We start from the raw sequence: 20828 nt of genomic DNA on the forward strand, positions 1-20828 counted from the left end.
GAAATGGTGATGCCCGGTGACAACGTGACGATCACCGTCAAGCTGATCGCCCCGATCGCCATGGAAGAAGGCCTGCGCTTCGCCATCCGCGAAGGCGGCCGCACCGTCGGCGCCGGCGTCGTCGCCAAGATCATGGAGTAATCAAATGGCCCAACAGAAAATCCGCATCCGCCTCAAGGCCTTCGATTACAAGCTGATCGACCAGTCCGCCGCCGAGATCGTCGACACCGCCAAGCGCACTGGCGCCATCGTCAAGGGCCCGGTGCCCCTGCCGACGCGCATGAAGCGCTTCGACATCCTGCGCTCGCCGCACGTGAACAAGAGCTCGCGCGACCAGTTCGAGATCCGCACCCACCAGCGCCTGATGGACATCGTCGACCCGACCGACAAGACCGTCGACGCGCTGATGAAGCTGGACCTGCCGGCCGGCGTGGACGTCGAGATCAAGCTGCAGTAACCGGCGGCGCGCCGGGGGAGCCCGGCCGCAGGCAAGCACCTGGCCCGCTCTTGGCAGAAATGCCGAGAGCGGGTTATAATTTGCGGCTTCGTCCGTTTGGGCGGAGCTTTTATCAACCTACTTTCGAACACCGGCCGCTCGCGGCGGGGTCAACGCAGAAGCCAATTGCAGCGGCTGCGGCGAAAGCACTGGAGCAAGAACATGAGTCTGAGCACCTCGATGGGGTTGCTGGGCCGCAAGGTGGGCATGATGCGCCTGTTCACCGATGACGGGGACGCCGTTCCTGTCACGGTGGTGGACGTGTCCAACAACCGCGTGACCCAGGTCAAGACCGAAGAGAACGACGGCTACGTGGCCCTGCAGGTCACGTTCGGTGCGCGCAAGGCTTCGCGCGTCACCAAGCCGCAAGCCGGCCACCTCGCCAAGGCGGGTGTGGAAGCCGGTGAAATCATCCAGGAATTCCGCGTGACGGCCGACACCGCCGCCAAGTACGCCGCCGGCGCCGCCGTGCCGGTCGCGGACGTGTTCGCCGTGGGCCAGAAGGTGGACGTGCAGGGCACGAGCATCGGCAAGGGCTACGCCGGCACGATCAAGCGCCACCACATGGGCTCGCAGCGCGCGTCGCACGGCAACAGCCGTTCGCACAACGTGCCCGGCTCGATCGGCATGGCGCAGGACCCGGGCCGCGTGTTCCCGGGCAAGCGCATGACCGGCCACCTCGGCGACGACACCGTCACCACCCAGAATCTCGACGTGATCCGCGTCGACGAAGCCCGCCAGCTGCTGCTGATCCGTGGCGCCATTCCCGGCTCCAAGGGTGGGTTCGTCACCGTGCGTCCGGCGATCAAGGCCAAGGCCGTCGCCGCGCAGCCGAAGGCTGCTTCGAAATAACAGGAGCGAAGTCAAATGCAACTCGAACTCCTGAACGAACAGGGCCAGGCCGCGTCGAAGTTCGACGCCCCCGAGACCGTGTTCGGCCGTGAATACAACGAGGATCTGGTTCACCAGATCGTCGTCGCCTTCCAGGCCAACGCCCGCCAGGGCACCCGGGCCCAGAAGGACCGCCAGCAGGTCAAGCACTCGACCAAGAAGCCGTTCAAGCAGAAGGGCACGGGCCGCGCCCGCGCCGGCATGACCTCGTCGCCGCTGTGGCGCGGGGGCGGCCGCATCTTCCCGAACAGCCCGGAAGAGAACTTCACCCAGAAGATCAACAAGAAGATGTACCGCGCCGGCATGGCGTCCATCTTCTCGCAGCTGGCCCGCGAAGGCCGGCTGGCCGTGGTCGACTCCATCAAGGTGGACTCGCCCAAGACCAAGCAGCTGGCCGCCCGGTTCAAGGCCATGAACCTCGACTCGGTTCTCGTGATCGCCGACGAGGTGGACGAGAACCTGTACCTGGCCTCGCGCAACCTGTCGAACGTGCTCGTCGTCGAGCCGCGTTACGCCGACCCGCTGTCGCTGGTGCACTTCAAGAAGGTGCTCGTCACCAAGGGCGCCATCGACCAGCTCAAGGAGATGTTCGCATGAGCCGCGTCAATCCCACTCCCGCCGCCCGCCAGTTCGATGAGGGCCGGCTGATGCAGGTGCTCGTCGCGCCGGTGGTGTCCGAGAAGGCCACGCACGTGGCCGACAAGAGCAATGCCGTGACCTTCAAGGTCCTGCAGAACGCCACCAAGCCGGAGATCAAGGCCGCCGTCGAACTGATGTTCAAGGTCGAGGTCAAGGGCGTTTCGGTGGTCAACACCAAGGGCAAGACCAAGCGCTTCGGCCGCTCGGTGGGCCGCCGCGACAACGTGCGCAAGGCCTACGTGGTGCTCAAGCCTGGCCAGGAGCTGAACCTCACCGGGGAGGCCGCGTAAATCATGGCAGTCATCAAGATGAAACCGACTTCGCCAGGCCATCGCGGCATGGTGAAGATCTCGCGCGATCACCTGTTCAAGGGTGAGGCGTATGCGCCGCTGCTGGAGCCCCAGTTCCAGAAGTCCGGCCGCAACAACAACGGCCACATCACCACCCGGCACAAGGGCGGCGGCCACAAGCACCACTACCGCGTGGTCGATTTCGTCCGCAACAAGGACGGCATCCCGGCGAAGGTGGAGCGCATCGAGTACGACCCGAACCGCACGGCCCACATCGCCCTGGTGTGCTACGCCGACGGCGAGCGCCGCTACATCATCGCCCCGCGCGGCCTGGAAGTCGGCGCGCAGCTGGTCTCCGGTTCGGAAGCCCCGATCCGCGCCGGCAACACGCTGCCGATCCGCAACATCCCGGTCGGCTCGACGATCCACTGCATCGAGCTCAAGCCCGGCAAGGGCGCGCAGATCGCGCGTTCGGCCGGCACTTCGGCAACGCTGCTGGCCCGCGAAGGCACCTACGCCCAGGTTCGCATGCGCTCCGGTGAAGTGCGCCGCATCCACATCGAGTGCCGCGCGACGATCGGCGAGGTGGCCAACGAAGAGCACAGCCTGCGCCAGCTCGGCAAGGCCGGCGTCAAGCGCCACATGGGCATCCGCCCGACGGTGCGCGGCGTCGTGATGAACCCGGTCGACCACCCGCACGGTGGCGGCGAGGGCAAGACGGGCGAAGGTCGTCACCCGGTCGATCCGTGGGGCAACCTGACCAAGGGCTATCGGACCCGCAACAACAAGCGCACGCAGGTGATGATCGTCGCGCGCCGGAAAAAGTAAGAGGTAGCAAATGACTCGCTCTCTCAAAAAGGGTCCGTTTGTCGACCACCACCTGGTGGCCAAGGCCGACAAGGCCGTGACCACCAAGGACAAGAAGCCGATCAAGACCTGGTCGCGCCGCTCCATGGTCCTGCCCGAGTTCATCGGCCTGACCATCGCCGTGCACAACGGCAAGCAGCACGTGCCGGTCTACATCACCGACCAGATGGTGGGCCACAAGCTGGGCGAATTCGCCCTGACGCGCACCTTCAAGGGTCACCCGGCGGACAAGAAAGTCCAGAAGAAGTGAAGGTGAACCATGTCTGAAACACGTGCAGTCCTCCGCGGCGTGCGCCTCTCGGTCGACAAGGGTCGCCTCGTCGCCGATCTGATCCGCGGCAAGAAAGTCGACCAGGCGCTCAACATCCTGAATTTCACGCAGAAAAAAGCTGCCGTGATCGTCCGGAAGGTGCTGGAGTCCGCCATCGCGAACGCCGAGCACAACGACGGCGCCGACATCGACGAGCTGAAGGTCAAGACCATCTACGTCGAACAGGGCGCGACGCTCAAGCGCTTCACCGCGCGCGCCAAGGGCCGCGGCAACCGCATCAGCAAGCCCACGTGCCATGTGTACGTGACGGTCGGCAACTAAGGCAGGAAGACTATGGGACAGAAAATCCATCCGACCGGCTTCCGCCTCGCCGTCAGCCGCAACTGGGCCAGCCGCTGGTACGCGAACAACCGCGACTTCGCCGGCATGCTGGCCGAGGACATCAAGGTGCGCGAGTACCTGAAGGCCAAGCTGAAGAACGCGGCGGTCTCCCGAGTGCTGATCGAGCGCCCCGCCAAGAACGCCCGCATCACCATCTACTCGGCGCGTCCGGGCGTGGTGATCGGCAAGAAGGGCGAGGACATCGAGAACCTCAAGCGCGAACTGGCGACCCGCCTGGGCGTGCCGGTGGCGGTGAACATCGAGGAAGTGCGCAAGCCCGAAGTCGATGCCCAGCTGATCGCCGACTCGATCACCCAGCAGCTCGAAAAGCGGATCATGTTCCGCCGCGCGATGAAGCGCGCGATGCAGAACGCGATGCGCCTGGGCGCCCAGGGCATCAAGATCATGTCGGCCGGCCGCCTGAACGGCATCGAGATCGCGCGCACCGAGTGGTACCGCGAAGGCCGGGTGCCGCTGCACACGCTGCGCGCCGACATCGACTACGGCTTCTCCGAAGCCAAGACCACCTACGGCGTCATCGGCGTCAAGGTCTGGGTCTACAAGGGTGACACGCTGGGCCGCACCGACGCGCCTTCGCTGGACTCGACGCCGCGCCCCGAGGGCGAAGAGCGCCGCGGCCCGCGTGGTCCGCGCCGTGACGGCGACCGTCGTGGCGGCCCCGGCGGCGATCGCCGTGGCGCCCCGCGCCGCGGTCCCGCCGTCTCCGCCACCGCCGGCAATGTCGCGCCCACCGACGGCAGCGACAAGCCCGCCGAAGCAACGCCAGGTGCCGAAGCACCGAAATCTACCGTTAAGCGCGTGCGCAAAGCAGCCGCGCCGGCAGGCACTCCTGCCGACGGTAAAGGAGAGTAAACATGCTGCAACCCGCTCGCCGGAAATACCGCAAAGAGCAGAAGGGCCGCAACACCGGCATCGCCACCCGGGGCAACTCGGTGGCCTTCGGTGACTTCGGCCTCAAGTGCACGGACCGTGGCCGCCTGACGGCCCGCCAGATCGAAGCCGCGCGTCGCGCGATTTCCCGCCACGTCAAGCGCGGCGGCCGCATCTGGATCCGCGTGTTCCCCGACAAGCCGATCTCGACCAAGCCCGCCGAAGTGCGGATGGGTAACGGCAAGGGCAACCCCGAGTACTACGTGGCCGAGATCCAGCCCGGCAAGGTGGTGTTCGAGATCGTCGGCGTGACCGAGGAACTGGCGCGCGAGGCGTTCCGCCTGGCTGCCGCCAAGCTGCCCCTGCGCACCGCTTTCGTCAGCCGCATGATCGGCGCTTGATTCAGGAGTGATGAGAAATGAAAGCTGCTGAACTGCGCCAGAAAGACGTTGCCGGTCTCGAGAACGAGGTCAAGGAGCTGCAGAAGGCCCACTTCGGCCTGCGCATGCAGAAGGCCACGCAACAGTTGAACAACACCGGCACGCTGCGCGCCACGCGCCGCGACATCGCTCGGGCCAAGACCATCCTGGCCCAGAAGCAGGCCGAAGCGCGCGCCAAAAGCGCCGCCAAGTAAGGATCGACCATGACGGAAGCCAAACCATCCCTCAAGCGCACCCTGGTCGGCAAGGTGGTGAGCGACAAGCGCGCCAAGACCGTGACGGTGCTGGTCGAGCGTCGCGTGAAGCACGAGCTGTACGGCAAGATCGTTGCCAAGTCCAGCAAGTACCACGCGCACGACGAAAAGGGCGAGTTCCACACCGGTGACGTGGTGGAAATCGTCGAGAGCCGTCCGATCTCGAAGACCAAGAACTGGGTCGCGACCCGGCTGATCGAGAAGGCGGCCGAGGTCTGACGACCTCGGGCCCTGCAAGCCTGACGAAAACGGCCCACAATGTGGGCCGTTTTGCTTTTGGGCCGGCGCCGGGCGCGAGCTCGGTGCAGGCGTGGTTCATCGAACTTTAGCGAGGGATTCCATGATCAAGGTTGGAGATGCACTGCCGTCCGTGACGCTGCAGGAATATTCGGAGGTCGAAGGCAATGGCTGCAGCATCGGGCCGAATCCGGTGAAGGTCGCCGACGCCGCCGCCGGCAAGACGATCGCGATCTTCGGGCTGCCCGGCGCGTTCACGCCGACCTGCTCGGCCAAGCATGTGCCGGGCTTCGTGCAGAAGGCCGAGGACTTCAAGCGCGCGGGCGTCGACGAGATCTGGTGCGTCAGCGTGAACGATGCGTTCGTGATGGGCGCCTGGGCCCGCGACCAGCAGGCCACCGGCAAGGTGCGGATGCTGGCCGACGGCAGCGCCGAATTCGCGAAGGCCACCGGCCTGACGCTGGACCTCACCGGCAAGGGCATGGGCCTGCGCAGCACCCGCTACTCGATGCTGGTCAAGGACGGCAGGGTCGCCAGCCTGAACATCGAGGCGCCCGGCAAGTTCGAGGTGAGCGACGCCGACACCATCCTGGCGCAGGCGAAGCAGTAGACCCGCATTAACTGCCCGGCCACCCTCCGCGTGGTTGGCAAGCCGCTGTTTTCCTGAACGCAGAGGACGCAGAGGATTCGCAGGGAACGCAGAGGAGATCTCCGGGTTGTGTCTCTCCGCGTCCTCTGCGTTCAAGATTTTTCGCGCGCTCCGACCACCATCTCAGTCGAGATCGGCCTTGAGGTAGTGCGCGCCCGGAATCGGGTTGTGATAATAGGGCGGGATCTCCTCGAAGCCCAGGTCCTCGTACAGCGCGCGCGCCGACTCCATGTCGCTCAGGGTGTCGAGCAGCACGCTCGCATACCCGCGCACCCGGGCTGCGTCGAGCGCGGCCTCGGCGAGCCGGCGGCCCAGGCCGGTGCCGCGGAACGCCGGCCGCACGTAGAGCCGTTTCATCTCGGCCGCGTTGGGATAGTCGGCCGTGTCCAGCGGACGCAGCGCGCAGCAGCCGGCCACGGCGCCGTCCACCATCGCCAGCAACAGCGCGCCGCGCGGCGCGGCATAGTCGCCGGGCAGGTTCGCCAGTTCCTGGTCGAACTGCTGAAAGCACAGGTCCACGCCCAGGCCGTGGGCATATTCGCGGAAGATGTCGCGCGCGGCGTCGAGCTCGGCTTGCCGGGCCGGTGTCACGAGCTCGACGGCCGGTGTCTGTTGGGTGTCCAAGCGGCTGACCGGAAGCTGAAGGACCTTTCAGTGTAGCGGGGGCGGGCCCCGGTCCCAAGCGCGGCGCAAGCCACTGCGGGCCGGGGAGAGGAACCATGGCTCAGCTGCCGAGCTGCACCAGCCAGGCCACGGCCGCGCCGCAGGCGAGCAGCACGGCCAGGGCACCGAAGCGCGAGGCGGCATCGTCGCGCGATGCGGCCACGGCCGCGGCCACCGCCTTGTCGCCGTGCACCATCGGCCGCACCAGGTCCTCGCCCTTCTTCCAGCGATAGAACAGCACGGCGGCCACGTGCAGGAGCACCAGCGCGACGATCACCCACTGGCCCACGCGCTTGTGGTACCAGGTGGCGGCCAGGCCCTGGGCGCTCGTCACGAACTTGTTCAGCGGCCCGGTGAACGCGCTCTCGTCGTCGCCCACCAGGCCGGTCCCGACCTGCACCAGCAGCAGGGCCAGCATGGCCAGCACCGAGAGCGCGCCGAGCGGATTGTGGCCAAGCAGGCTGTCCGGGTGCAGCTCGCCGCGCAGGTAGGCCGCGATGCGCGCGGGACCCGCAACGAACGACGAGAAGCGCGACCAATGGCCACCGACGACGCCCCACACCAGGCGAAACAGCAGCAGCGTCAGCACCGCGTAGCCGATGCGGGCGTGCCAGTCCAGCTGCGCGCCACCGACATGGCCGGTGATCACGAGGCCGACGACGCACAGCGCCAAGCCCCAGTGGAAGAGGCGGGTGGGCAGATCCCAGACCCGGACGGTGTGCGGCATGTCGGCTCCTCTGGCTGGTGACGGCGAGCATTGTGCTTCGCCGGCGCGCTTTGCGCCGGGATCGGGACAATCCCTAGGAACGGCGGAAACGTCGAACTTTTCGCGCAGCCTCCGATCAGCACCAGTTCATTTGTCACACAGCCGGGAGAACAGCAACAATGAAGATCACCGCCTCGCTCGCCGCCGCCGCCGCCGCGTGCGCATTCGCCGCACCGGCCAGCGCGCAGTTCGCCAAGCCGGAAGACGCCATCAAGTACCGCCAGAGCGCGCTGTCCGTGATGGGCCAGCATTTCGGCCGGCTCGGCGCCATGGCGAGTGGCCGGGCGCCGTTCGACGCCAAGGCGGCCGCCGACAACGCGGACGTGCTGGCCACCGTGTCGAAGCTGCCGTGGGCCGGCTTCGGCCCGGGCACCGACAAGGGCCGCGACACCCGGGCCAAGCCGGAGATCTGGACCGACCAGGCCAAGTTCAAGGAGGCGCAGGACCGGCTGCTGGCCGAGATGCCCAAGCTGATCGCGGCGGCCAAGAGCGGCAGCCTCGACAACCTCAAGAGCGCGTTCGGCCCCGCCTCCCAGGCGTGCAAGAACTGCCACGACAACTTCCGCAAGGAATGAAGGTCGGCGCCTGAGGCCGCACCCTGCGGAGCCGCGCGGCGAGCCGGGCGGCAACGACCGAGCTCGTGCGGCGCGGATCGCCGCGGCGTTGGCTCAGCAGCAGCCGAGCAGCAGGCGCGCCAGCTCGTCGGGCGCGCTGATCATCGGGTCGTGCCCGGTCTTCATCTCGACCACGCGCACCCCGCCGCCGCCGATCCATGCGCCGTTCCAGAAGCGGCTGTCGCGGGCCCGTTGCCGCGCCACCTCGATCGTGGCGAGCGCCGGCTGCGTGCAGCTGACGAACGTGCGCGGGACGGCAGCCACGCGCCCGGGATCGAAGTCCAGCACCGACTGGTAGGTGTGGCCGGGGTGCGGCGTCTGCCGGCGCTTGACCCATTCGGCCTGCCCGGCCGACAGGCCGAACTCCGACGGGTCCGGCGCCGGAATGCTGAAGTCGGGCGCGGCCTGCGCGGCCGCCAGCCGCGATTCGCGGGTGGCGCTGGCATGGGTGCTGCTCCAGCTTTCGCCCGGCTTGGGCAGCACGGCATCGACATAGACGAGGTGGCGCAGGCGCGCGGGCATGCGGTCGGCGATGGCGGTGCCGATCATGCCGCCGTACGAATGCACCACCAGCACCGGCTGCTGCATCTCTTCCATCTCGATGGCATTGGAGACGTCCGTGATGTGCGTCTCCAGCGTGATCGCCGGCGTCATGAGGTGGGCGCGCTCGCCCAGCCCGGTGAGCGTCACCGCGTGCGCGCGGTGGCCGGCCCGATGCAGGGCCGGCAGCACGTCGCGCCAGCACCAGCCGCCGTGCCAGGCGCCATGGACGAGAACGAAGTCGGCCATTCAGATCACCTTCTGCCGTTTCAGTTGCGACAGCCGATCATCGCTGCAATCGAGCAGCGCCCGCAACACCTGCTCGGTGTGCTCGCCCAGCAGCGGTGGCGGCCGCTCGGTGCGTACCGGCGTGGCGCTCAACTTGATCGGGCTGGACACCAGCCTGAGGTCGGGCTGCAGCGGATGCTGCCAATGCGTGACCATGGCCCGCGCGTCGACCTGGGGATCGCCGAACACCTCGTCGAGGTTGTTGATCGCGCCGCACGGCACCTTGGCCTGCTCCAGCGCCGCCAGCCACTGCGCCTTCGGCCGCGTCTTCATCACCTCGGCCAGCATCGGCACCAGCTCGCCCCGATTGCGCACGCGGTCCTGGTTCTTCGCGAAGCGCGGATCGACCGCCAGCTCGGGCCGGCCCGCGACGTCGCAGAACTTGGCGTACTGGCTGTCGTTGCCGACCGCCAGGATGATGTGGTCCTTGTGCCCGTCGGCGGCGGGCGCCACCTCGAACACCTGGTACGGCACGATGTTCTGGTGCGCGTTGCCGGCGCGGCCCGGCGCCTTGCCGCTCACCAGGTAGTTGGCACCGAGGTTGGCCAGCATCGCCACCTGCGTGTCGAGCAAGGCCATGTCGACGTACTGGCCCTGTCCGGTGCGCTCGGCGTGGCGCAGGGCGGCGAGGATCGCCACGCTCGCATACATGCCGGTGAAGAGGTCGGCCACGGCGACCCCGACCTTCTGCGGTCCCCCGCCGAGGTCGTCGCGCTCGCCGGTGACGCTCATGAGGCCGCCCATGCCCTGGATGGCGTAGTCGTAGCCGGCACGCTCGCGGTAGGGGCCGGTCTGACCGAAGCCGGTGATGCTGCAGTACACCAGGCGGGGATGGATCGCCGCCAGCGACGCGTAGTCGAGGCCGTAGCGAGCCATGTCGCCGACCTTGAAGTTCTCGATGAAGACGTCGCAGCGCTGCGCCAGCTCGCGAATCAGCGCCTGCCCCTCGGGCCGGGCGATGTCGCACGTGACCGAGCGCTTGTTGCGGTTGGTGCCGAGGTAGTACGCCGCTTCCGCCGTGTCGCGCCCTTCGGCGTCGCGCAGGAACGGCGGGCCCCAGGTGCGGGTGTCGTCGCCGGTCCCGGGCCGCTCGATCTTGATCACGTCGGCGCCGAGGTCGGCGAGGGTCTGGGTGCACCAGGGGCCCGCCAGGACGCGGGAGAGGTCGAGAACGCGGATACCGGCCAGTGAAGTCATCGCAGCATTGTCGGGGAAACCGATAATCGCCCGATGTTCCAACTGTTGACCATGGCCGTGCTGGCCGGGGCCGCCGCGCTGGGCGGCTGCAGCCCGGCCCTCGACTGGCGCGAGGTGCGGGTCGAGTCCACGCCGCTCAAGGCCATGATGCCGTGCAAGCCGGAGCAGGAGACCCGGCCGGTGACCATGGCCGGCCGGTGGGTCGACCTGCACGCGCTCGTGTGCCGCGCCGAGGACAGCACGTTCGCGCTGCTGTCCGGCGACGTCGGCGGCGCCGCCGACGCCGCCGCGGCCTTGCAGCAATGGAAGGCGGCCAGCCTGGCGGGCCTGCACGGCGCCAGCGTGCACGAGCGCCGGTTCCACCCGCCGGGCGGGCTGGACCTGCCGCAGTCGGTGCAGGTGGTGGCCGCCGGCACCCGTCCCGACGGCAGCAAGGTGGAGAGCCAGGCGGCCTATTTCGCGCGCGGCAGCCAGGTGTTCCAGGCCGTGATCTACACGCCCAGGCTGCGCCCCGAACTGGCCGATCCGTTCTTCGCCGGGCTCAGGTTCGAATGAGCCTGCTTGCCCGCGGCAACGCCATCGTCGTCTTCCTGGCCTTCGCGTTCGCCTACTTCTTCTCGGCGCTGCTGCGTGCCGTCACCGCCACGCTCTCGCCCACGCTGACCGCGCAGTTCCACCTCGACGCCGGCGACCTCGGCTTGCTGGCGGGCGGCTTCTTCCTCGGCTTCGCCGCCACCCAGCTGCCGCTGGGCACCTGGCTGGACCGCCACGGGCCGAAGAAGGTGATCCTCGCGTTCCTGCTGCTGGCCGTGGCCGGCTGCCTCGCGTTTTCGGCGGCGACCAGCTTCTGGGGCCTGCTGGCGGCCCGGGTGCTGTGCGGGATCGGCGTGAGCGCCTGCCTGATGGCGCCGCTGACCGGCTTTCGCCGCTGGCTGACGCCGGCGGCCCAGTTGCGCGCCAACTCCTGGATGCTGATGACGGGCTCCTTCGGCATGCTGGCATCGACCCTGCCAGTGCAGTGGCTGATGCCGGTGCTGGGCTGGCGCCCGCTGTTCTGGGGACTGGCGATCGCCGTCGCCGTGTCGATGGCGCTGATCGCCTGGACCGTGCCGGCGTGGCAGACCGCGCCGGCAGCGCCACCTGGCGCGCCGCGCGGCGGCTATGCGCAGGTCTGGGCTCATCCCGCCTTCCGGCGGCTGGCGCCCCTCGGCTTCTTCGGGTACGGCGGGATGATCGCGATCCAGACGCTGTGGGCCGGACCGTGGATGGTGCGGGTGGCGGGTTACACGCCGCTGCAGTCGGCGACCGGCCTGTTCATCATCAACAGCCTGATGCTGTGCACCTTCCTCGCCTGGGGCCTGGTCACGCCGTGGCTGGTGCGGCGCGGCGTCAGCACCAACCGGCTGATCGCCGTCGGCATGCCGCTCAGTTTCATCGTGCTGGCAGGGATCATCCTCGCCGGCCCCGCCGCGGGCGCGTTCGCCTGGGCCCTGTTCTGCATGTCGTCCACCTTCCTGGCGCTGGCGCAGCCGGCGGTGGCCCTGGTGTTCCCGCAGGCGCTCGCCGGTCGCGCGCTCTCGGCCTACAACCTGGTGGTGTTCGCCGGCGTGTTCGCCGTGCAGTGGGGCATCGGGTTGCTGGTCGATGCGCTGGCCGCGTTCGGCTTCGGCGCGACGGCCTCGTTCCGTGGCGCGATGGCCGCATTCCTCGCGTCCTGCCTGCTGTCCTACGGGTTTTTCATTCGCGCGGCGGATAATTCGGATCGATGAACGGGATCCTGATCATTGCCCACGCGCCGCTGGCCCATGCCCTGCGCAGCTGTGCGGTCCATGTGTTTCCCGATTGCGAGGAGGCGCTCGCCGCCATCGACGTCCAGCCCAACCTGCCGCCCGAAGAGACCCTGGCCACCGCCCGCATCGCGATGGAGCAGCTCACGCGCTCCGGCCGCAACCAGACGGTGCTGGTCCTCACCGACATGTTCGGCGCCACGCCCAGCAACGTGGCCCAGAAGCTGGTGGACGGCGTCACCTCCCGTCTCATCACCGGCGTGAATCTGCCGATGCTGCTGCGCAGCGTGAGCTACCGACACGAGCCGCTGGAGGCGCTGGTGTCGCGCGCGGTGGTCGGCGGCACCCAGGGCGTGATGCAGGTCGCGATGACCGCTCCGCAGAACCAGGCGCGACGAACCCATGACCACGAGCACGACGACCATCAACAATAAGCTGGGCCTGCACGCGCGGGCCTCCGCCAAGCTGACCAAGCTGGCCGGCAGCTATCCCTGCCAGGTGTGGCTCAGCCGCGGCGATCGCCGCGTCAACGGCAAGAGCATCATGGGCGTGATGATGCTGGCCGCCGGCATGGGCAGCGAGATCACCATCGAGACCGTCGGCGAGCAGGAGCAGGAGGCGCTGGACGCGCTGCTGGCGCTGATCGCCGACAAGTTCGGAGAGGGCGAGTGAGCTTCGCCGTCCACGGCCTGCCCGTCGCGCGCGGCGTCGCCATCGGCCGCGCGGTGCTGATGGCGTCCAGCCGCGTCGACGTGGCCCACTACTTCGTCGAGCCGGACCAGGTGGCGGCGGAAATCGAACGGGTCCGGGCCGGACGCAACGCGGTGATCGAGGAGATCAAGCGGCTGCAGACCACCATCGCGCAGATGGGGCCCAAGGAGGCGCCGCACGAACTGGGCGCGCTGCTGGACGTGCACCTGATGCTGCTGCAGGACGAGGAGCTGATCAGCGGCGTCAAGCACTGGATCACCGACCGCCTGTACAACGCCGAATGGGCGCTCACCACCCAGCTCGAACTGCTGTCGCGCCAGTTCGACGAGATGGAGGACGAGTACCTGCGCGAGCGCAAGGCCGACCTCGAGCAGGTGGCCGAGCGGATCCTGCGCTACATGAAGGGCGTGGCCACGCCGGGCACGCCGTCCGGCGCCGCCCGCCGCCGGACGGCGCAGGACCTGCTGCTCGACGACAGCGTCGACGTACCGCTGGTGATCATCGCCCACGACCTGTCGCCGGCCGACATGCTGCAGTTCAAGCAGAGCGTGTTCGCCGGCTTCGTCACCGACGTCGGCGGCCGCAACTCGCACACCGCGATCGTCGCGCGCAGCATGGACATTCCGGCCGTGGTGGGCGCCCGCGGCGCCAGCCAGCTGGTGCGGCAGGACGACTGGGTGATCATCGACGGCGATGCCGGCGTGATGATCGTCGACCCCTCGCCGATCATCCTGGCGGAATACGGCTTCAAGCAACGCCAGGGCGAGCTCGAACGCGGCCGGCTGGCGCGGCTGCGTCACACTCCCGCCGTCACGATCGACGGCCAGAAGATCGAGCTGCTGGCCAACATCGAGCTGCCCGACGATGCGCCGGCGGCGCTGCAGGCGGGCGCCGCCGGCGTCGGGCTGTTCCGCAGCGAATTCCTCTTCATGGGCCGGCGTGGCCGGCTGCCCGACGAGGAGGAGCAGTACGCCGCCTACCGGCGCGCGGTGGAAGGCATGCAGGGCCTGCCGGTGACGATCCGCACCATGGACGTCGGCGCCGACAAGCCGCTGGACGACGGCGTGCGCGAGGAAAGCCACCTGAATCCGGCGCTGGGGCTGCGCGCGATTCGCCTGAGCCTGGCCGATCCGGCGACCTTCCTGATCCAGCTGCGCGCGATCCTGCGCGCCGCGGTCCACGGGCCGGTGAACATGCTGATCCCGATGCTGGCGCACGCCAGCGAGATCCGGCAGACGCTGGCGCTGGTCGCCGCCGCGCGCGCCGACCTCGAGCACCGGGGCATCCCGCACGGGCCCACCAGGCTCGGCGCCATGATCGAGATTCCGGCGGCGGCGCTGACGCTCAACGTCTTCCTGAAGTACTTCGATTTCCTGTCGATCGGCACCAACGACCTGATCCAGTACACGCTGGCGATCGACCGCGCCGACGAATCGGTGGCGCACCTGTATGACCCGCTGCATCCGGCGGTGCTGCGGCTGGTCGCCGACACCATCGCGCAGTGCAACGCGCACGGCAAGAGCGTGAGCGTGTGCGGGGAGATGGCGGGCGACACCACGGTCACCAAGCTGATGCTGGGCCTGGGCCTGCGCAGCTTCTCCATGCACCCGGCGCAGATCCTGGCCGTCAAGCAGGAGGTGCTGCGCGCCGACACCGCCCGCCTCGCGCCGTGGGCGCGCCAGGTCATCGAGGCCGAAGATCCGGCCTCGCTGCTCGGGAGCTGAGCCCGGGCGCGCCCGGACACGCGCGCCAGGTCGCGGCGCGTGTTCGAATCGTCACGCCGCCCGGCGGGCCTCACCGGCCCGCGTGCCGGCCACGGCCGCCCCGATGATCAGCACCGCCGCGGCCGCGATGCTCGCGGTGAGCGGCTGGCCCGTCGCCAGCAGCAGCAGGAAGGTCGAAGCCAGCGGCGTGAGGTAGCTGAGGATCCCGATCTGGCGCGGGTCGCCGAGCTTGAGCGCCTTGTCCCAGAGAAAGAAGGCGGCGCCCAGCGGACCCAGGCCCATCGCCAGCACCAGCAGCCAGTCGCGCGGCTGCAGCGCGGCCGGCGGCTCCAGCACCCAGTGGCAGGCCAGCGAGAGCAGGCCGGAGACCAGTCCGAACAGGCCGATGGCGGCGGTCGGGAACGACGGCACCCGGCGCGTCAGCAGCGAATAGCTGGACCAGACGAACGCGGAAGCCAGCGCCGGCAGGTAGCCCCACGACCAGCCGCCGCCGACCGCCCGGGCCGAGCCGAGGATGGCGATCGCCGCGCCGCCGAAGCCCGCCAGCGCGGCCAGGGCGTGCAGCGGGCGCAGCCGCATGCCGGGGAGCAGCACCGGCGCCAGCACGACGATCAGCAGCGGCCACAGGTAGTTGACGAGGTTGGCCTCGACCGCCGGCGCATGGCGCAGCCCGATGAACAGCAGCAGGTGGTAGCCGAACAGGCCATACAGCCCGAGGCCGAGCGTCGGCAGCGGCACGCGCCAGTGCCGGGCGAGCGGCCACGAGGGGAGGCTGCCGATCGCCAGGGCGAGCCCGGTCAGCAGGAACGGCGGCAGGTGGCGCAGCGCGACGCCGAGCGAAGCCAGCGTCGCCCACAGGGCGATGGCCCCGAGGGCATAGGCGTTGGCGGGCAGGCGCATGGACCCGAGCTTACCGGGCCGGCGGCGGTCGGCGCGGCGTGGCAGCCGCCATGGCGGCCGCGTGGCGGGGCCCGGCCGCCGCCGCCGCCTCGGCTGTCGCCCGTCCCTTCCCTAGCCGGGCAGAACGCCGGCGGCGTGCGCCTGCTGGTCGGCGTGGTAGCTGGAGCGCACCATCGCGCCGACGGCGGCGTGGCTGAAGCCCATCTCGTAGGCCTTGGCCTCGAACATCTTGAAGGTGTCGGGATGGACGTAGCGGCGCACCGGCAGGTGCGAGGTCGAGGGCGCGAGGTACTGGCCGATGGTGAGCATCTCGATGCCGTGCGCGCGCATGTCGCGCATGACGTCCAGGATTTCCTCGTCCGTTTCGCCCAGGCCCACCATCAGGCCGCTCTTGGTGGGCACGCCGGGATGCAGCGCCTTGAACTTCTTCAGCAGGTTGAGGCTGAACTGGTAATCGCTGCCGGGGCGCGCCTCGCGGTACAGGCGCGGCACGGTTTCGAGGTTGTGGTTCATCACGTCCGGCGGCGCCGCCGTGAGGATCTGCAGCGCCCGGTCGTCGCGGCCGCGGAAGTCGGGCGTCAGGACCTCGATCCGGGTGTCGGGCGAGAGTTCTCGCACCTTGCGGATGCAGTCGACGAAGTGCTGGGCGCCGCCGTCGCGCAGGTCGTCGCGGTCGACCGAGGTGATCACCACGTAGCGCAGCTTGAGGCGCGCGATGGCGCGGGCCAGGTTCCCGGGCTCGTCCGGGTCGAGCGCGTCCGGGCGGCCGTGGCCGACGTCGCAGAACGGGCAGCGGCGCGTGCACTTGTCGCCCATGATCATGAAGGTCGCCGTGCCCTTGCCGAAACACTCGCCGATGTTGGGGCACGAGGCCTCCTCGCACACCGTGTTCAGCTTGGCCTCGCGCAGGATCTGCTTGATCTCGTAGAAGCGGGTGGTCGGCGAGCCGGCCCGCACCCGGATCCATTCCGGCTTTCTCAGCACCTCGCCGGGCTGGACCTTGACCGGAATGCGCGAGAGCTTGGCGGCGGCCTTCTGCTTGGCCTCGGCGCGATAGTTCTCGGGGGATTGCGCCTCGCGCACGACGTCGTTCGACATGGGGAGATGTTCCTTCAGGGCGCGAGCAGCGCGCTCAGCTTCTGGCCAAGCACCTCGGCCGCCTCGTTCCAGGTGGTGGTGACGCCGATTGTAGAAAGGTCGACCGTGCGCAAGCCCGCATACCCACAGGGGTTGATGCGTCGGAACGGTTCCAGGTCCATCGCCACGTTGAGCGCCACGCCGTGGTAGGTGCAGTGCCGGCTCACCTTCACGCCGAGCGCGGCGATCTTGCCCAGGCCGGCGAAGGAGGGGCCGGCGGACCCGGGCCGCGGCGCGGGCAGCCCCAGGTGCGACCCCGGAGCGTCGAGCCGCACGTAGATGCCGGGCGCGCCGCCGACCCGGTGGCCGGTGACGCCGTAGTGCGCCAGCGTGCGGACCACGGCTTCCTCGAGCCGGTACACGTACTCCTTGACGAAGTAGCCGGCGCGCTGCAGATCGACCAGCGGATACGCCACCACCTGGCCGGGCCCGTGGTAGGTCACCTGGCCGCCGCGGTTGGTGGCGACGACCGGAATCGCGCCGGGCGCCAGCAGATGATCGGGGCGGCCGGCGACGCCCTGGGTGAACACGGGCGGATGTTCGCAGAGCCAGAGCTCGTCGGGCGTGGCGGGCGTGCGGGCGGCGGTGAACGCCTGCATCGCCGCGTACGCCGCCGGGTAGTCGACGCGGCCGCGCAGCTGCGCCTGCATGGCGCTACAGGACGATCTTGACCATCGGGTGGGTCGACAGCGTGCGGTACAGCTCGTCGAGCTGCTCGCGGCTGGTGGCCGTGATGGTGATCGTGATGCCCAGGTAGTTGCCGGCCTTGCTGTCGCGCAGCTCGACGCTGGCGGGGTCGAAGGCCGGATCGAAGCGCCGGGCGATCGCCGTCACGGCCTCCACGAACCCGTCGACCTTCGCCCCCATCACCTTGATGGGGAAGCGGGACGGGTAGTCGATCAGCGATTCGGCCGGGGCCTGCCCGGGCGCGGGAAACGGAGTTGGCATAGGTCAGGAGTTTTGCTTGGCACGCTGGTAGCCCGCGTACAACCGGTCGTAGATGGGGCCGGGCCGGCCGTTTCCAACCGCCTTGTCATCCAGCCGCGTGATCGGCAGCACTTCCTTGGTCGCGCTCGACAGCATCAGCTCGTCGGCGGCCAGCACTTCCTCGCGGCTGATGCGCCGCAGCTCGAACGGAATGCCGGCCTCGCGGCACAGCGTTTCGATCAGGCCGAAGCGGATGCCTTCCAGCACCAGGTTGTCCCGCGGCACGCCCAGCACCTTGCCGTCCTTGACGACCCACACGTTCGATGCGGCCGCCTCACTCAGGAAGCCGTCGCGGAACATCACCGTCTCGTACGCGCCGACATCGGCGCTCAGCTGCCGCGCGAACACGGCGCCGGCCAGGCTGATGCTCTTGATGTGCGCCTTCTTCCAGCGGAAGTCGTCGGCGGTGACGCAGGCGATGCCTTCGCTGCGGTCGCGCTCGGCCGGCGGACTCATGCGGTTGACGAAGGCGAACACCGTCGGCTCCAGCCCCGGGATCATCACGTGGTCGCGCATCGCGACCCCGCGCGTCACCTGGATGTAGATCAGCTGGTCGCCGGCTTCGGGGCGCGAGCCGATCGAGCGGGCGTACTCGCCGACCAGCCGCTGCACCAGTTCGAGCCATTGCTCGCGCGTCTTCGGATTGGCGATGCGCAGCTCGCCGAGGCTGCGGTCGAGGCGGGCCATGTGCTCGGCGAAGCGGAACGGGCGGCCGCCGTAGACCGGGGCGACTTCGTACACGCCGTCGCCGAAGATGAAGCCGCGGTCCATCACGCTGATCTTCGCGTTGGGGAGCGTCGTGTACTCGCCGTTGAGATAGCAGGGCAGGGGGGGCAGATCGGAGGGATTCATGGCCGCCGATTGTCCTCTTCCTTGCCTGCGGCCCGCCGATCGTGCCCGGCGGCGACCGCATAGCCTGACGGTTTGGTCAGATTGATGGGGAGTGCGCCGGGTTTCTACTTATAATCAGGAGCTTTGTGAAATTTCAGGGCCGCACAGTGGAGTCCAAGAAGAGAGTCGCTCCGCTGCCTGAAACCACCGACGAAGCGCCCCCGTTCAAGCCGCTGAGCGCCGAAGAGGCGCAACGCCTGCGCGAGCGCAACCCCCCGGTTTCCCCGTGGTGGGTCGTGGCGGGGCAGGCCGTGGTGGGGCTCCTGGTGGCGCTGGGCGCCTGGGCCGTCACGGGGAGGCAAAACGTCGGATGGTCCGCTGGATATGGCGCCTTGGCCGTGGTGATCCCCGCGGCCATTTTTGCGCGGGGGCTGACCGGGCGTTTCGCCTCGCTGAATGCGGGCACCGCGGCCTTCGGGTTCATGGTGTGGGAGATGGTCAAGATCGCGACGTCGATCGCCCTGATGGCGGCGGCGCCGCGGCTGGTGGCGGGATTGAGCTGGCCCGCCCTGCTGGTCGGCCTCGTGCTGACGATGAAGGTGTACTGGGTCGCGTTGGCGTACGCGCCCCGGAAACGGCAATAACTGGATTGAGCTGAAGAAACATGGCTGCTGAACAAGCTGTTGCACACGGTGCGGAACACGGGCCCACCGCCGGCGAATACATCGTCCACCACCTGACGCACCTGCAGAACCACAAGGCCGGCAACGTCGTCGACTTCACGGTCTTCAACTTCGATTCGCTGTTCTTCGCGATCCTGCTGGGCGCGCTCGGCTGCTTCTTCATGTGGCGCGCGGCGCGCAAGGCGACGCCCGGCGTGCCCGGCCGGTTCCAGGCCGCGGTCGAAATCCTGGTGGAGATGGTCGACTCGCAGGCCAAGGGCATCGTCCACAACGCCCAGAGCCGCAAATTCGTCGCGCCGCTGGCGCTGGTGGTGTTCATCTGGATCTTCCTGCTGAACGCGATGGACCTGCTGCCGGTCGACCTGCTGCCCTGGATCTGGCAGAAGATCTCCGGCGCCGCCGGCCACGATCCGGAGCACGCCTACCTGCGCGTCGTGCCCACCGCCGACCTGTCGATCACCATGGGCCTGTCGGCCTCCGTGCTGCTGATCTGCCTGTTCTACAACATCAAGATCAAGGGCCTGGGCGGCTGGGTGCACGAACTGTTCAACGCGCCGTTCGGCTCCCATCCGCTGCTGTGGATTCCGAACTTCGCGATGCAGATCATCGAGTTCGTCGCCAAGACCGTCTCCCACGGCATGCGACTGTTCGGCAACATGTATGCCGGCGAGCTGATCTTCCTGCTGATCGCCCTGATGGGCGGCGCCTGGTCCGTTTCCGCCACCGGCATCGGCCTGGCGATCGGTCACATCGTCGCCGGCACCGCCTGGGCCATCTTCCACATCCTGATCATCACGCTGCAGGCGTTCGTGTTCATGATGCTGGCGCTGGTCTACCTCGGCCAGGCCCACGACTCGCACTGATTACCTGGCAGTTCGTTTTCCTCTTTCCGTTTTTCCCCTTTCATTCAACCAACCACAGTCCCCTTAGGAGCAATCATGGAAGTTATCAGCTTTGTCGCACTGGCCGCCGGCCTGATCATCGGTCTGGGCGCCATCGGCGCTTGCATCGGCATCGGCATCATGGGCAGCAAGTACCTCGAATCCGCCGCCCGCCAGCCCGAGCTGATGAACGAGCTGCAGACCAAGATGTTCCTGCTGGCCGGCCTGATCGACGCGGCGTTCATCATCGGCACGGGTATCGCGCTGTGGTTCGCCACCGCCAACCCGTTCCTGGGCCAGATCGCGAACCTGCCGAAGTAAGTAGCGCTGGGACCAGCGTTCAGCAACCTCGTGCCTGGGCGGTGCGTTGACCGCGCCGCGGGGCGAAGGATGAAAAAGTGAGCATTACCGGTACCCTGATCATTCAGATGATCGTGTTCCTGATCCTGGTCGGGTTCACGATGAAGTATGTCTGGCCGCCGATCGCCGCCGCCCTCGATGAGCGGGCCCGCAAGATCGCCGAGGGCCTGGCTGCCGCCGACAAGGCGAAGTCCGAGCTCACGCAGGCCAACCAGCGGGTGGAAGCCGAGCTGGCCAAGACCCGCCAGGAAACCGCTTCGCAGCTGGCCGACGCCGAGCGCCGCGCCCAGGCGATCGTGGAGGAGGCCAAGGGCCGCGCGACCGAAGAGGGCAACAAGATCATTGCCGCCGCCCGCGCGGAAGCCGAGCAGCAGGCCGTCAAGGCCCGCGAAGCCCTGCGCGAGCAGGTGGCGGCCCTGGCCGTGCGCGGCGCCGAGCAGATCCTGCGCAAGG

General features: G+C 68.5%; 31 protein-coding genes and 1 pseudogene. 23 read left to right on the forward strand and 9 right to left on the reverse strand.

The window, feature by feature from the left end:
- From VNT59_RS10875 to VNT59_RS10935, 13 genes and pseudogenes are all read left to right on the forward strand, one after another.
- Positions 1 to 141: pseudogene (locus VNT59_RS10875) on the forward strand (elongation factor Tu); the annotation flags it as partial.
- A gap of 4 nt (positions 142 to 145) precedes the next feature.
- Positions 146 to 457, forward strand: a complete 312-nt coding sequence (gene rpsJ / locus VNT59_RS10880) for a 30S ribosomal protein S10 (RefSeq protein ID WP_145895499.1) — start codon at positions 146 to 148, stop codon at positions 455 to 457.
- Positions 458 to 658: 201 nt separating this feature from the next.
- Positions 659 to 1348 (forward strand): 50S ribosomal protein L3, encoded by a 690-nt coding sequence (gene rplC, locus VNT59_RS10885; protein WP_325498427.1) that lies wholly within the window; start codon positions 659 to 661, stop codon positions 1346 to 1348.
- A 15-nt stretch (positions 1349 to 1363) separates the two neighbouring features.
- Positions 1364 to 1984, forward strand: coding sequence for a 50S ribosomal protein L4 (rplD, locus tag VNT59_RS10890; protein ID WP_325498428.1), 621 nt, complete (start codon positions 1364 to 1366; stop codon positions 1982 to 1984).
- Entirely contained in the window at positions 1981 to 2316 is a 336-nt protein-coding gene (gene rplW, locus VNT59_RS10895; RefSeq protein ID WP_325498429.1) for a 50S ribosomal protein L23, read from the forward strand. Before rplD ends, rplW begins: the two co-directional genes overlap by 4 nt.
- Positions 2317 to 2319: 3 nt before the next feature.
- Entirely contained in the window at positions 2320 to 3144 is an 825-nt protein-coding gene (rplB, locus tag VNT59_RS10900) for a 50S ribosomal protein L2 (RefSeq protein WP_325498430.1), read from the forward strand.
- Between the two features lie 10 nt (positions 3145 to 3154).
- Positions 3155 to 3433, forward strand: coding sequence for a 30S ribosomal protein S19 (gene rpsS / locus VNT59_RS10905; RefSeq protein WP_007838132.1), 279 nt, complete (start codon positions 3155 to 3157; stop codon positions 3431 to 3433).
- Between the two features lie 9 nt (positions 3434 to 3442).
- A complete protein-coding gene (rplV, locus tag VNT59_RS10910) occupies positions 3443 to 3775 on the forward strand; it encodes a 50S ribosomal protein L22 (RefSeq protein WP_325498431.1) in 333 nt (110 codons plus the stop codon).
- A gap of 12 nt (positions 3776 to 3787) precedes the next feature.
- Positions 3788 to 4708 carry a 30S ribosomal protein S3 gene (rpsC, locus tag VNT59_RS10915; protein ID WP_325498432.1) on the forward strand — a complete coding sequence of 307 codons (921 nt, stop codon included), beginning with the start codon at positions 3788 to 3790 and terminating at the stop codon, positions 4706 to 4708.
- A gap of 2 nt (positions 4709 to 4710) precedes the next feature.
- Complete coding sequence (gene rplP, locus VNT59_RS10920) at positions 4711 to 5127, forward strand: 50S ribosomal protein L16 (RefSeq protein WP_325498433.1); 417 nt, start codon at positions 4711 to 4713, stop codon at positions 5125 to 5127.
- A gap of 17 nt (positions 5128 to 5144) precedes the next feature.
- Positions 5145 to 5360, forward strand: coding sequence for a 50S ribosomal protein L29 (rpmC, locus tag VNT59_RS10925; RefSeq protein WP_325498434.1), 216 nt, complete (start codon positions 5145 to 5147; stop codon positions 5358 to 5360).
- Between the two features lie 9 nt (positions 5361 to 5369).
- Positions 5370 to 5639 carry a 30S ribosomal protein S17 gene (rpsQ, locus tag VNT59_RS10930; RefSeq protein WP_325498435.1) on the forward strand — a complete coding sequence of 90 codons (270 nt, stop codon included), beginning with the start codon at positions 5370 to 5372 and terminating at the stop codon, positions 5637 to 5639.
- 121 nt (positions 5640 to 5760) lie between these two features.
- Positions 5761 to 6267: a peroxiredoxin gene (locus tag VNT59_RS10935; RefSeq protein WP_325498436.1), complete on the forward strand. Its 507-nt coding sequence runs from the start codon at positions 5761 to 5763 to the stop codon at positions 6265 to 6267.
- A gap of 162 nt (positions 6268 to 6429) precedes the next feature.
- On the opposite strand, the gene VNT59_RS10940 is transcribed toward VNT59_RS10935, so the two are convergent.
- Both VNT59_RS10940 and VNT59_RS10945 read right to left on the reverse strand, forming a co-directional pair.
- The gene (locus tag VNT59_RS10940; RefSeq protein WP_325498437.1) at positions 6430 to 6930 is read right to left on the reverse strand and encodes a GNAT family N-acetyltransferase; all 501 of its coding nucleotides are present in this window, start codon (positions 6928 to 6930) and stop codon (positions 6430 to 6432) included.
- 100 nt (positions 6931 to 7030) lie between these two features.
- Positions 7031 to 7696: a cytochrome b/b6 domain-containing protein gene (locus VNT59_RS10945; RefSeq protein ID WP_325498438.1), complete on the reverse strand. Its 666-nt coding sequence runs from the start codon at positions 7694 to 7696 to the stop codon at positions 7031 to 7033.
- A 158-nt stretch (positions 7697 to 7854) separates the two neighbouring features.
- Here VNT59_RS10945 and VNT59_RS10950 point away from each other — a divergent pair, with 158 nt between their 5' ends.
- Positions 7855 to 8310, forward strand: a complete 456-nt coding sequence (locus tag VNT59_RS10950; RefSeq protein ID WP_325498439.1) for a cytochrome c — start codon at positions 7855 to 7857, stop codon at positions 8308 to 8310.
- 93 nt (positions 8311 to 8403) lie between these two features.
- Here the strand turns inward: VNT59_RS10950 and VNT59_RS10955 are convergent, their stop codons facing one another.
- A complete protein-coding gene (locus tag VNT59_RS10955) occupies positions 8404 to 9138 on the reverse strand; it encodes an alpha/beta hydrolase (RefSeq protein WP_325498440.1) in 735 nt (244 codons plus the stop codon).
- On the reverse strand, positions 9139 to 10374 hold the full coding sequence (locus VNT59_RS10960) for a CaiB/BaiF CoA-transferase family protein (RefSeq protein WP_325498441.1): 1236 nt from the start codon (positions 10372 to 10374) through the stop codon (positions 9139 to 9141).
- 33 nt (positions 10375 to 10407) lie between these two features.
- Here VNT59_RS10960 and VNT59_RS10965 point away from each other — a divergent pair, with 33 nt between their 5' ends.
- Genes VNT59_RS10965 through ptsP form a run of 5 tightly spaced genes read left to right on the forward strand, consistent with a single transcriptional unit; the run spans position 10408 to position 14596 of the window.
- Complete coding sequence (locus VNT59_RS10965; RefSeq protein ID WP_325498442.1) at positions 10408 to 10929, forward strand: hypothetical protein; 522 nt, start codon at positions 10408 to 10410, stop codon at positions 10927 to 10929.
- The gene (locus VNT59_RS10970) at positions 10926 to 12143 is read left to right on the forward strand and encodes an MFS transporter (protein WP_325498443.1); all 1218 of its coding nucleotides are present in this window, start codon (positions 10926 to 10928) and stop codon (positions 12141 to 12143) included. Before VNT59_RS10965 ends, VNT59_RS10970 begins: the two co-directional genes overlap by 4 nt.
- Positions 12140 to 12595 (forward strand): PTS fructose transporter subunit IIA, encoded by a 456-nt coding sequence (locus tag VNT59_RS10975; protein ID WP_325498444.1) that lies wholly within the window; start codon positions 12140 to 12142, stop codon positions 12593 to 12595. Before VNT59_RS10970 ends, VNT59_RS10975 begins: the two co-directional genes overlap by 4 nt.
- The gene (locus VNT59_RS10980) at positions 12564 to 12833 is read left to right on the forward strand and encodes an HPr family phosphocarrier protein (protein ID WP_325498445.1); all 270 of its coding nucleotides are present in this window, start codon (positions 12564 to 12566) and stop codon (positions 12831 to 12833) included. The genes VNT59_RS10975 and VNT59_RS10980 overlap by 32 nt, the downstream gene beginning before the upstream one ends.
- On the forward strand, positions 12830 to 14596 hold the full coding sequence (ptsP, locus tag VNT59_RS10985) for a phosphoenolpyruvate--protein phosphotransferase (RefSeq protein WP_325498446.1): 1767 nt from the start codon (positions 12830 to 12832) through the stop codon (positions 14594 to 14596). The genes VNT59_RS10980 and ptsP overlap by 4 nt, the downstream gene beginning before the upstream one ends.
- 51 nt (positions 14597 to 14647) lie before the next feature.
- Here ptsP and VNT59_RS10990 read toward each other — a convergent pair whose 3' ends face one another.
- The 5 genes from VNT59_RS10990 to VNT59_RS11010 all read right to left on the reverse strand — a co-directional run bounded on the left by VNT59_RS10990 (position 14648) and on the right by VNT59_RS11010 (position 18472).
- Complete coding sequence (locus tag VNT59_RS10990; protein WP_414708378.1) at positions 14648 to 15496, reverse strand: DMT family transporter; 849 nt, start codon at positions 15494 to 15496, stop codon at positions 14648 to 14650.
- A 111-nt stretch (positions 15497 to 15607) separates the two neighbouring features.
- Positions 15608 to 16594, reverse strand: coding sequence for a lipoyl synthase (gene lipA, locus VNT59_RS10995; RefSeq protein ID WP_325498447.1), 987 nt, complete (start codon positions 16592 to 16594; stop codon positions 15608 to 15610).
- 14 nt (positions 16595 to 16608) lie between these two features.
- Positions 16609 to 17283 (reverse strand): lipoyl(octanoyl) transferase LipB, encoded by a 675-nt coding sequence (gene lipB / locus VNT59_RS11000; RefSeq protein ID WP_325498448.1) that lies wholly within the window; start codon positions 17281 to 17283, stop codon positions 16609 to 16611.
- Between the two features lie 4 nt (positions 17284 to 17287).
- The gene (locus tag VNT59_RS11005; RefSeq protein WP_325498449.1) at positions 17288 to 17581 is read right to left on the reverse strand and encodes a YbeD family protein; all 294 of its coding nucleotides are present in this window, start codon (positions 17579 to 17581) and stop codon (positions 17288 to 17290) included.
- 3 nt (positions 17582 to 17584) lie between these two features.
- Positions 17585 to 18472, reverse strand: a complete 888-nt coding sequence (locus VNT59_RS11010) for a D-amino acid aminotransferase (protein WP_325498450.1) — start codon at positions 18470 to 18472, stop codon at positions 17585 to 17587.
- A gap of 146 nt (positions 18473 to 18618) precedes the next feature.
- On the opposite strand from VNT59_RS11010, the gene VNT59_RS11015 reads away from it, so the two are divergent.
- The 4 genes from VNT59_RS11015 to VNT59_RS11030 all read left to right on the forward strand — a co-directional run.
- Positions 18619 to 19095: an ATP synthase subunit I gene (locus VNT59_RS11015; RefSeq protein WP_414708379.1), complete on the forward strand. Its 477-nt coding sequence runs from the start codon at positions 18619 to 18621 to the stop codon at positions 19093 to 19095.
- A 20-nt stretch (positions 19096 to 19115) separates the two neighbouring features.
- Positions 19116 to 19997, forward strand: coding sequence for a F0F1 ATP synthase subunit A (gene atpB / locus VNT59_RS11020; RefSeq protein WP_325498451.1), 882 nt, complete (start codon positions 19116 to 19118; stop codon positions 19995 to 19997).
- Positions 19998 to 20072: 75 nt separating this feature from the next.
- Complete coding sequence (gene atpE / locus VNT59_RS11025) at positions 20073 to 20336, forward strand: F0F1 ATP synthase subunit C (protein WP_112189215.1); 264 nt, start codon at positions 20073 to 20075, stop codon at positions 20334 to 20336.
- Between the two features lie 77 nt (positions 20337 to 20413).
- A partial coding sequence (locus VNT59_RS11030) for a F0F1 ATP synthase subunit B (protein ID WP_325498452.1) occupies positions 20414 to 20828 on the forward strand: 415 nt, incomplete at its 3' end.

Source organism: Ramlibacter sp. (assembly GCF_035554825.1).
Taxonomy (GTDB): Bacteria; Pseudomonadota; Gammaproteobacteria; order Burkholderiales; family Burkholderiaceae_C; genus Ramlibacter.

Coding starts and splice junctions, on each gene's coding strand:
- rpsJ (WP_145895499.1), top strand. CDS start 146: ATGGCCCAACAGAAAATCCGCATCCGCCTCAAGGCCTTCGATTACAAG.
- rplC (WP_325498427.1), top strand. CDS start 659: ATGAGTCTGAGCACCTCGATGGGGTTGCTGGGCCGCAAGGTGGGCATG.
- rplD (WP_325498428.1), top strand. CDS start 1,364: ATGCAACTCGAACTCCTGAACGAACAGGGCCAGGCCGCGTCGAAGTTC.
- rplW (WP_325498429.1), top strand. CDS start 1,981: ATGAGCCGCGTCAATCCCACTCCCGCCGCCCGCCAGTTCGATGAGGGC.
- rplB (WP_325498430.1), top strand. CDS start 2,320: ATGGCAGTCATCAAGATGAAACCGACTTCGCCAGGCCATCGCGGCATG.
- rpsS (WP_007838132.1), top strand. CDS start 3,155: ATGACTCGCTCTCTCAAAAAGGGTCCGTTTGTCGACCACCACCTGGTG.
- rplV (WP_325498431.1), top strand. CDS start 3,443: ATGTCTGAAACACGTGCAGTCCTCCGCGGCGTGCGCCTCTCGGTCGAC.
- rpsC (WP_325498432.1), top strand. CDS start 3,788: ATGGGACAGAAAATCCATCCGACCGGCTTCCGCCTCGCCGTCAGCCGC.
- rplP (WP_325498433.1), top strand. CDS start 4,711: ATGCTGCAACCCGCTCGCCGGAAATACCGCAAAGAGCAGAAGGGCCGC.
- rpmC (WP_325498434.1), top strand. CDS start 5,145: ATGAAAGCTGCTGAACTGCGCCAGAAAGACGTTGCCGGTCTCGAGAAC.
- rpsQ (WP_325498435.1), top strand. CDS start 5,370: ATGACGGAAGCCAAACCATCCCTCAAGCGCACCCTGGTCGGCAAGGTG.
- VNT59_RS10935 (WP_325498436.1), top strand. CDS start 5,761: ATGATCAAGGTTGGAGATGCACTGCCGTCCGTGACGCTGCAGGAATAT.
- VNT59_RS10945 (WP_325498438.1), bottom strand. CDS start 7,696: ATGCCGCACACCGTCCGGGTCTGGGATCTGCCCACCCGCCTCTTCCAC.
- VNT59_RS10950 (WP_325498439.1), top strand. CDS start 7,855: ATGAAGATCACCGCCTCGCTCGCCGCCGCCGCCGCCGCGTGCGCATTC.
- VNT59_RS10955 (WP_325498440.1), bottom strand. CDS start 9,138: ATGGCCGACTTCGTTCTCGTCCATGGCGCCTGGCACGGCGGCTGGTGC.
- VNT59_RS10960 (WP_325498441.1), bottom strand. CDS start 10,374: ATGACTTCACTGGCCGGTATCCGCGTTCTCGACCTCTCCCGCGTCCTG.
- VNT59_RS10965 (WP_325498442.1), top strand. CDS start 10,408: ATGTTCCAACTGTTGACCATGGCCGTGCTGGCCGGGGCCGCCGCGCTG.
- VNT59_RS10970 (WP_325498443.1), top strand. CDS start 10,926: ATGAGCCTGCTTGCCCGCGGCAACGCCATCGTCGTCTTCCTGGCCTTC.
- VNT59_RS10975 (WP_325498444.1), top strand. CDS start 12,140: ATGAACGGGATCCTGATCATTGCCCACGCGCCGCTGGCCCATGCCCTG.
- VNT59_RS10980 (WP_325498445.1), top strand. CDS start 12,564: ATGACCACGAGCACGACGACCATCAACAATAAGCTGGGCCTGCACGCG.
- VNT59_RS10990 (WP_414708378.1), bottom strand. CDS start 15,496: ATGCGCCTGCCCGCCAACGCCTATGCCCTCGGGGCCATCGCCCTGTGG.
- lipA (WP_325498447.1), bottom strand. CDS start 16,594: ATGTCGAACGACGTCGTGCGCGAGGCGCAATCCCCCGAGAACTATCGC.
- lipB (WP_325498448.1), bottom strand. CDS start 17,283: ATGCAGGCGCAGCTGCGCGGCCGCGTCGACTACCCGGCGGCGTACGCG.
- VNT59_RS11005 (WP_325498449.1), bottom strand. CDS start 17,581: ATGCCAACTCCGTTTCCCGCGCCCGGGCAGGCCCCGGCCGAATCGCTG.
- VNT59_RS11010 (WP_325498450.1), bottom strand. CDS start 18,472: ATGAATCCCTCCGATCTGCCCCCCCTGCCCTGCTATCTCAACGGCGAG.
- atpB (WP_325498451.1), top strand. CDS start 19,116: ATGGCTGCTGAACAAGCTGTTGCACACGGTGCGGAACACGGGCCCACC.
- atpE (WP_112189215.1), top strand. CDS start 20,073: ATGGAAGTTATCAGCTTTGTCGCACTGGCCGCCGGCCTGATCATCGGT.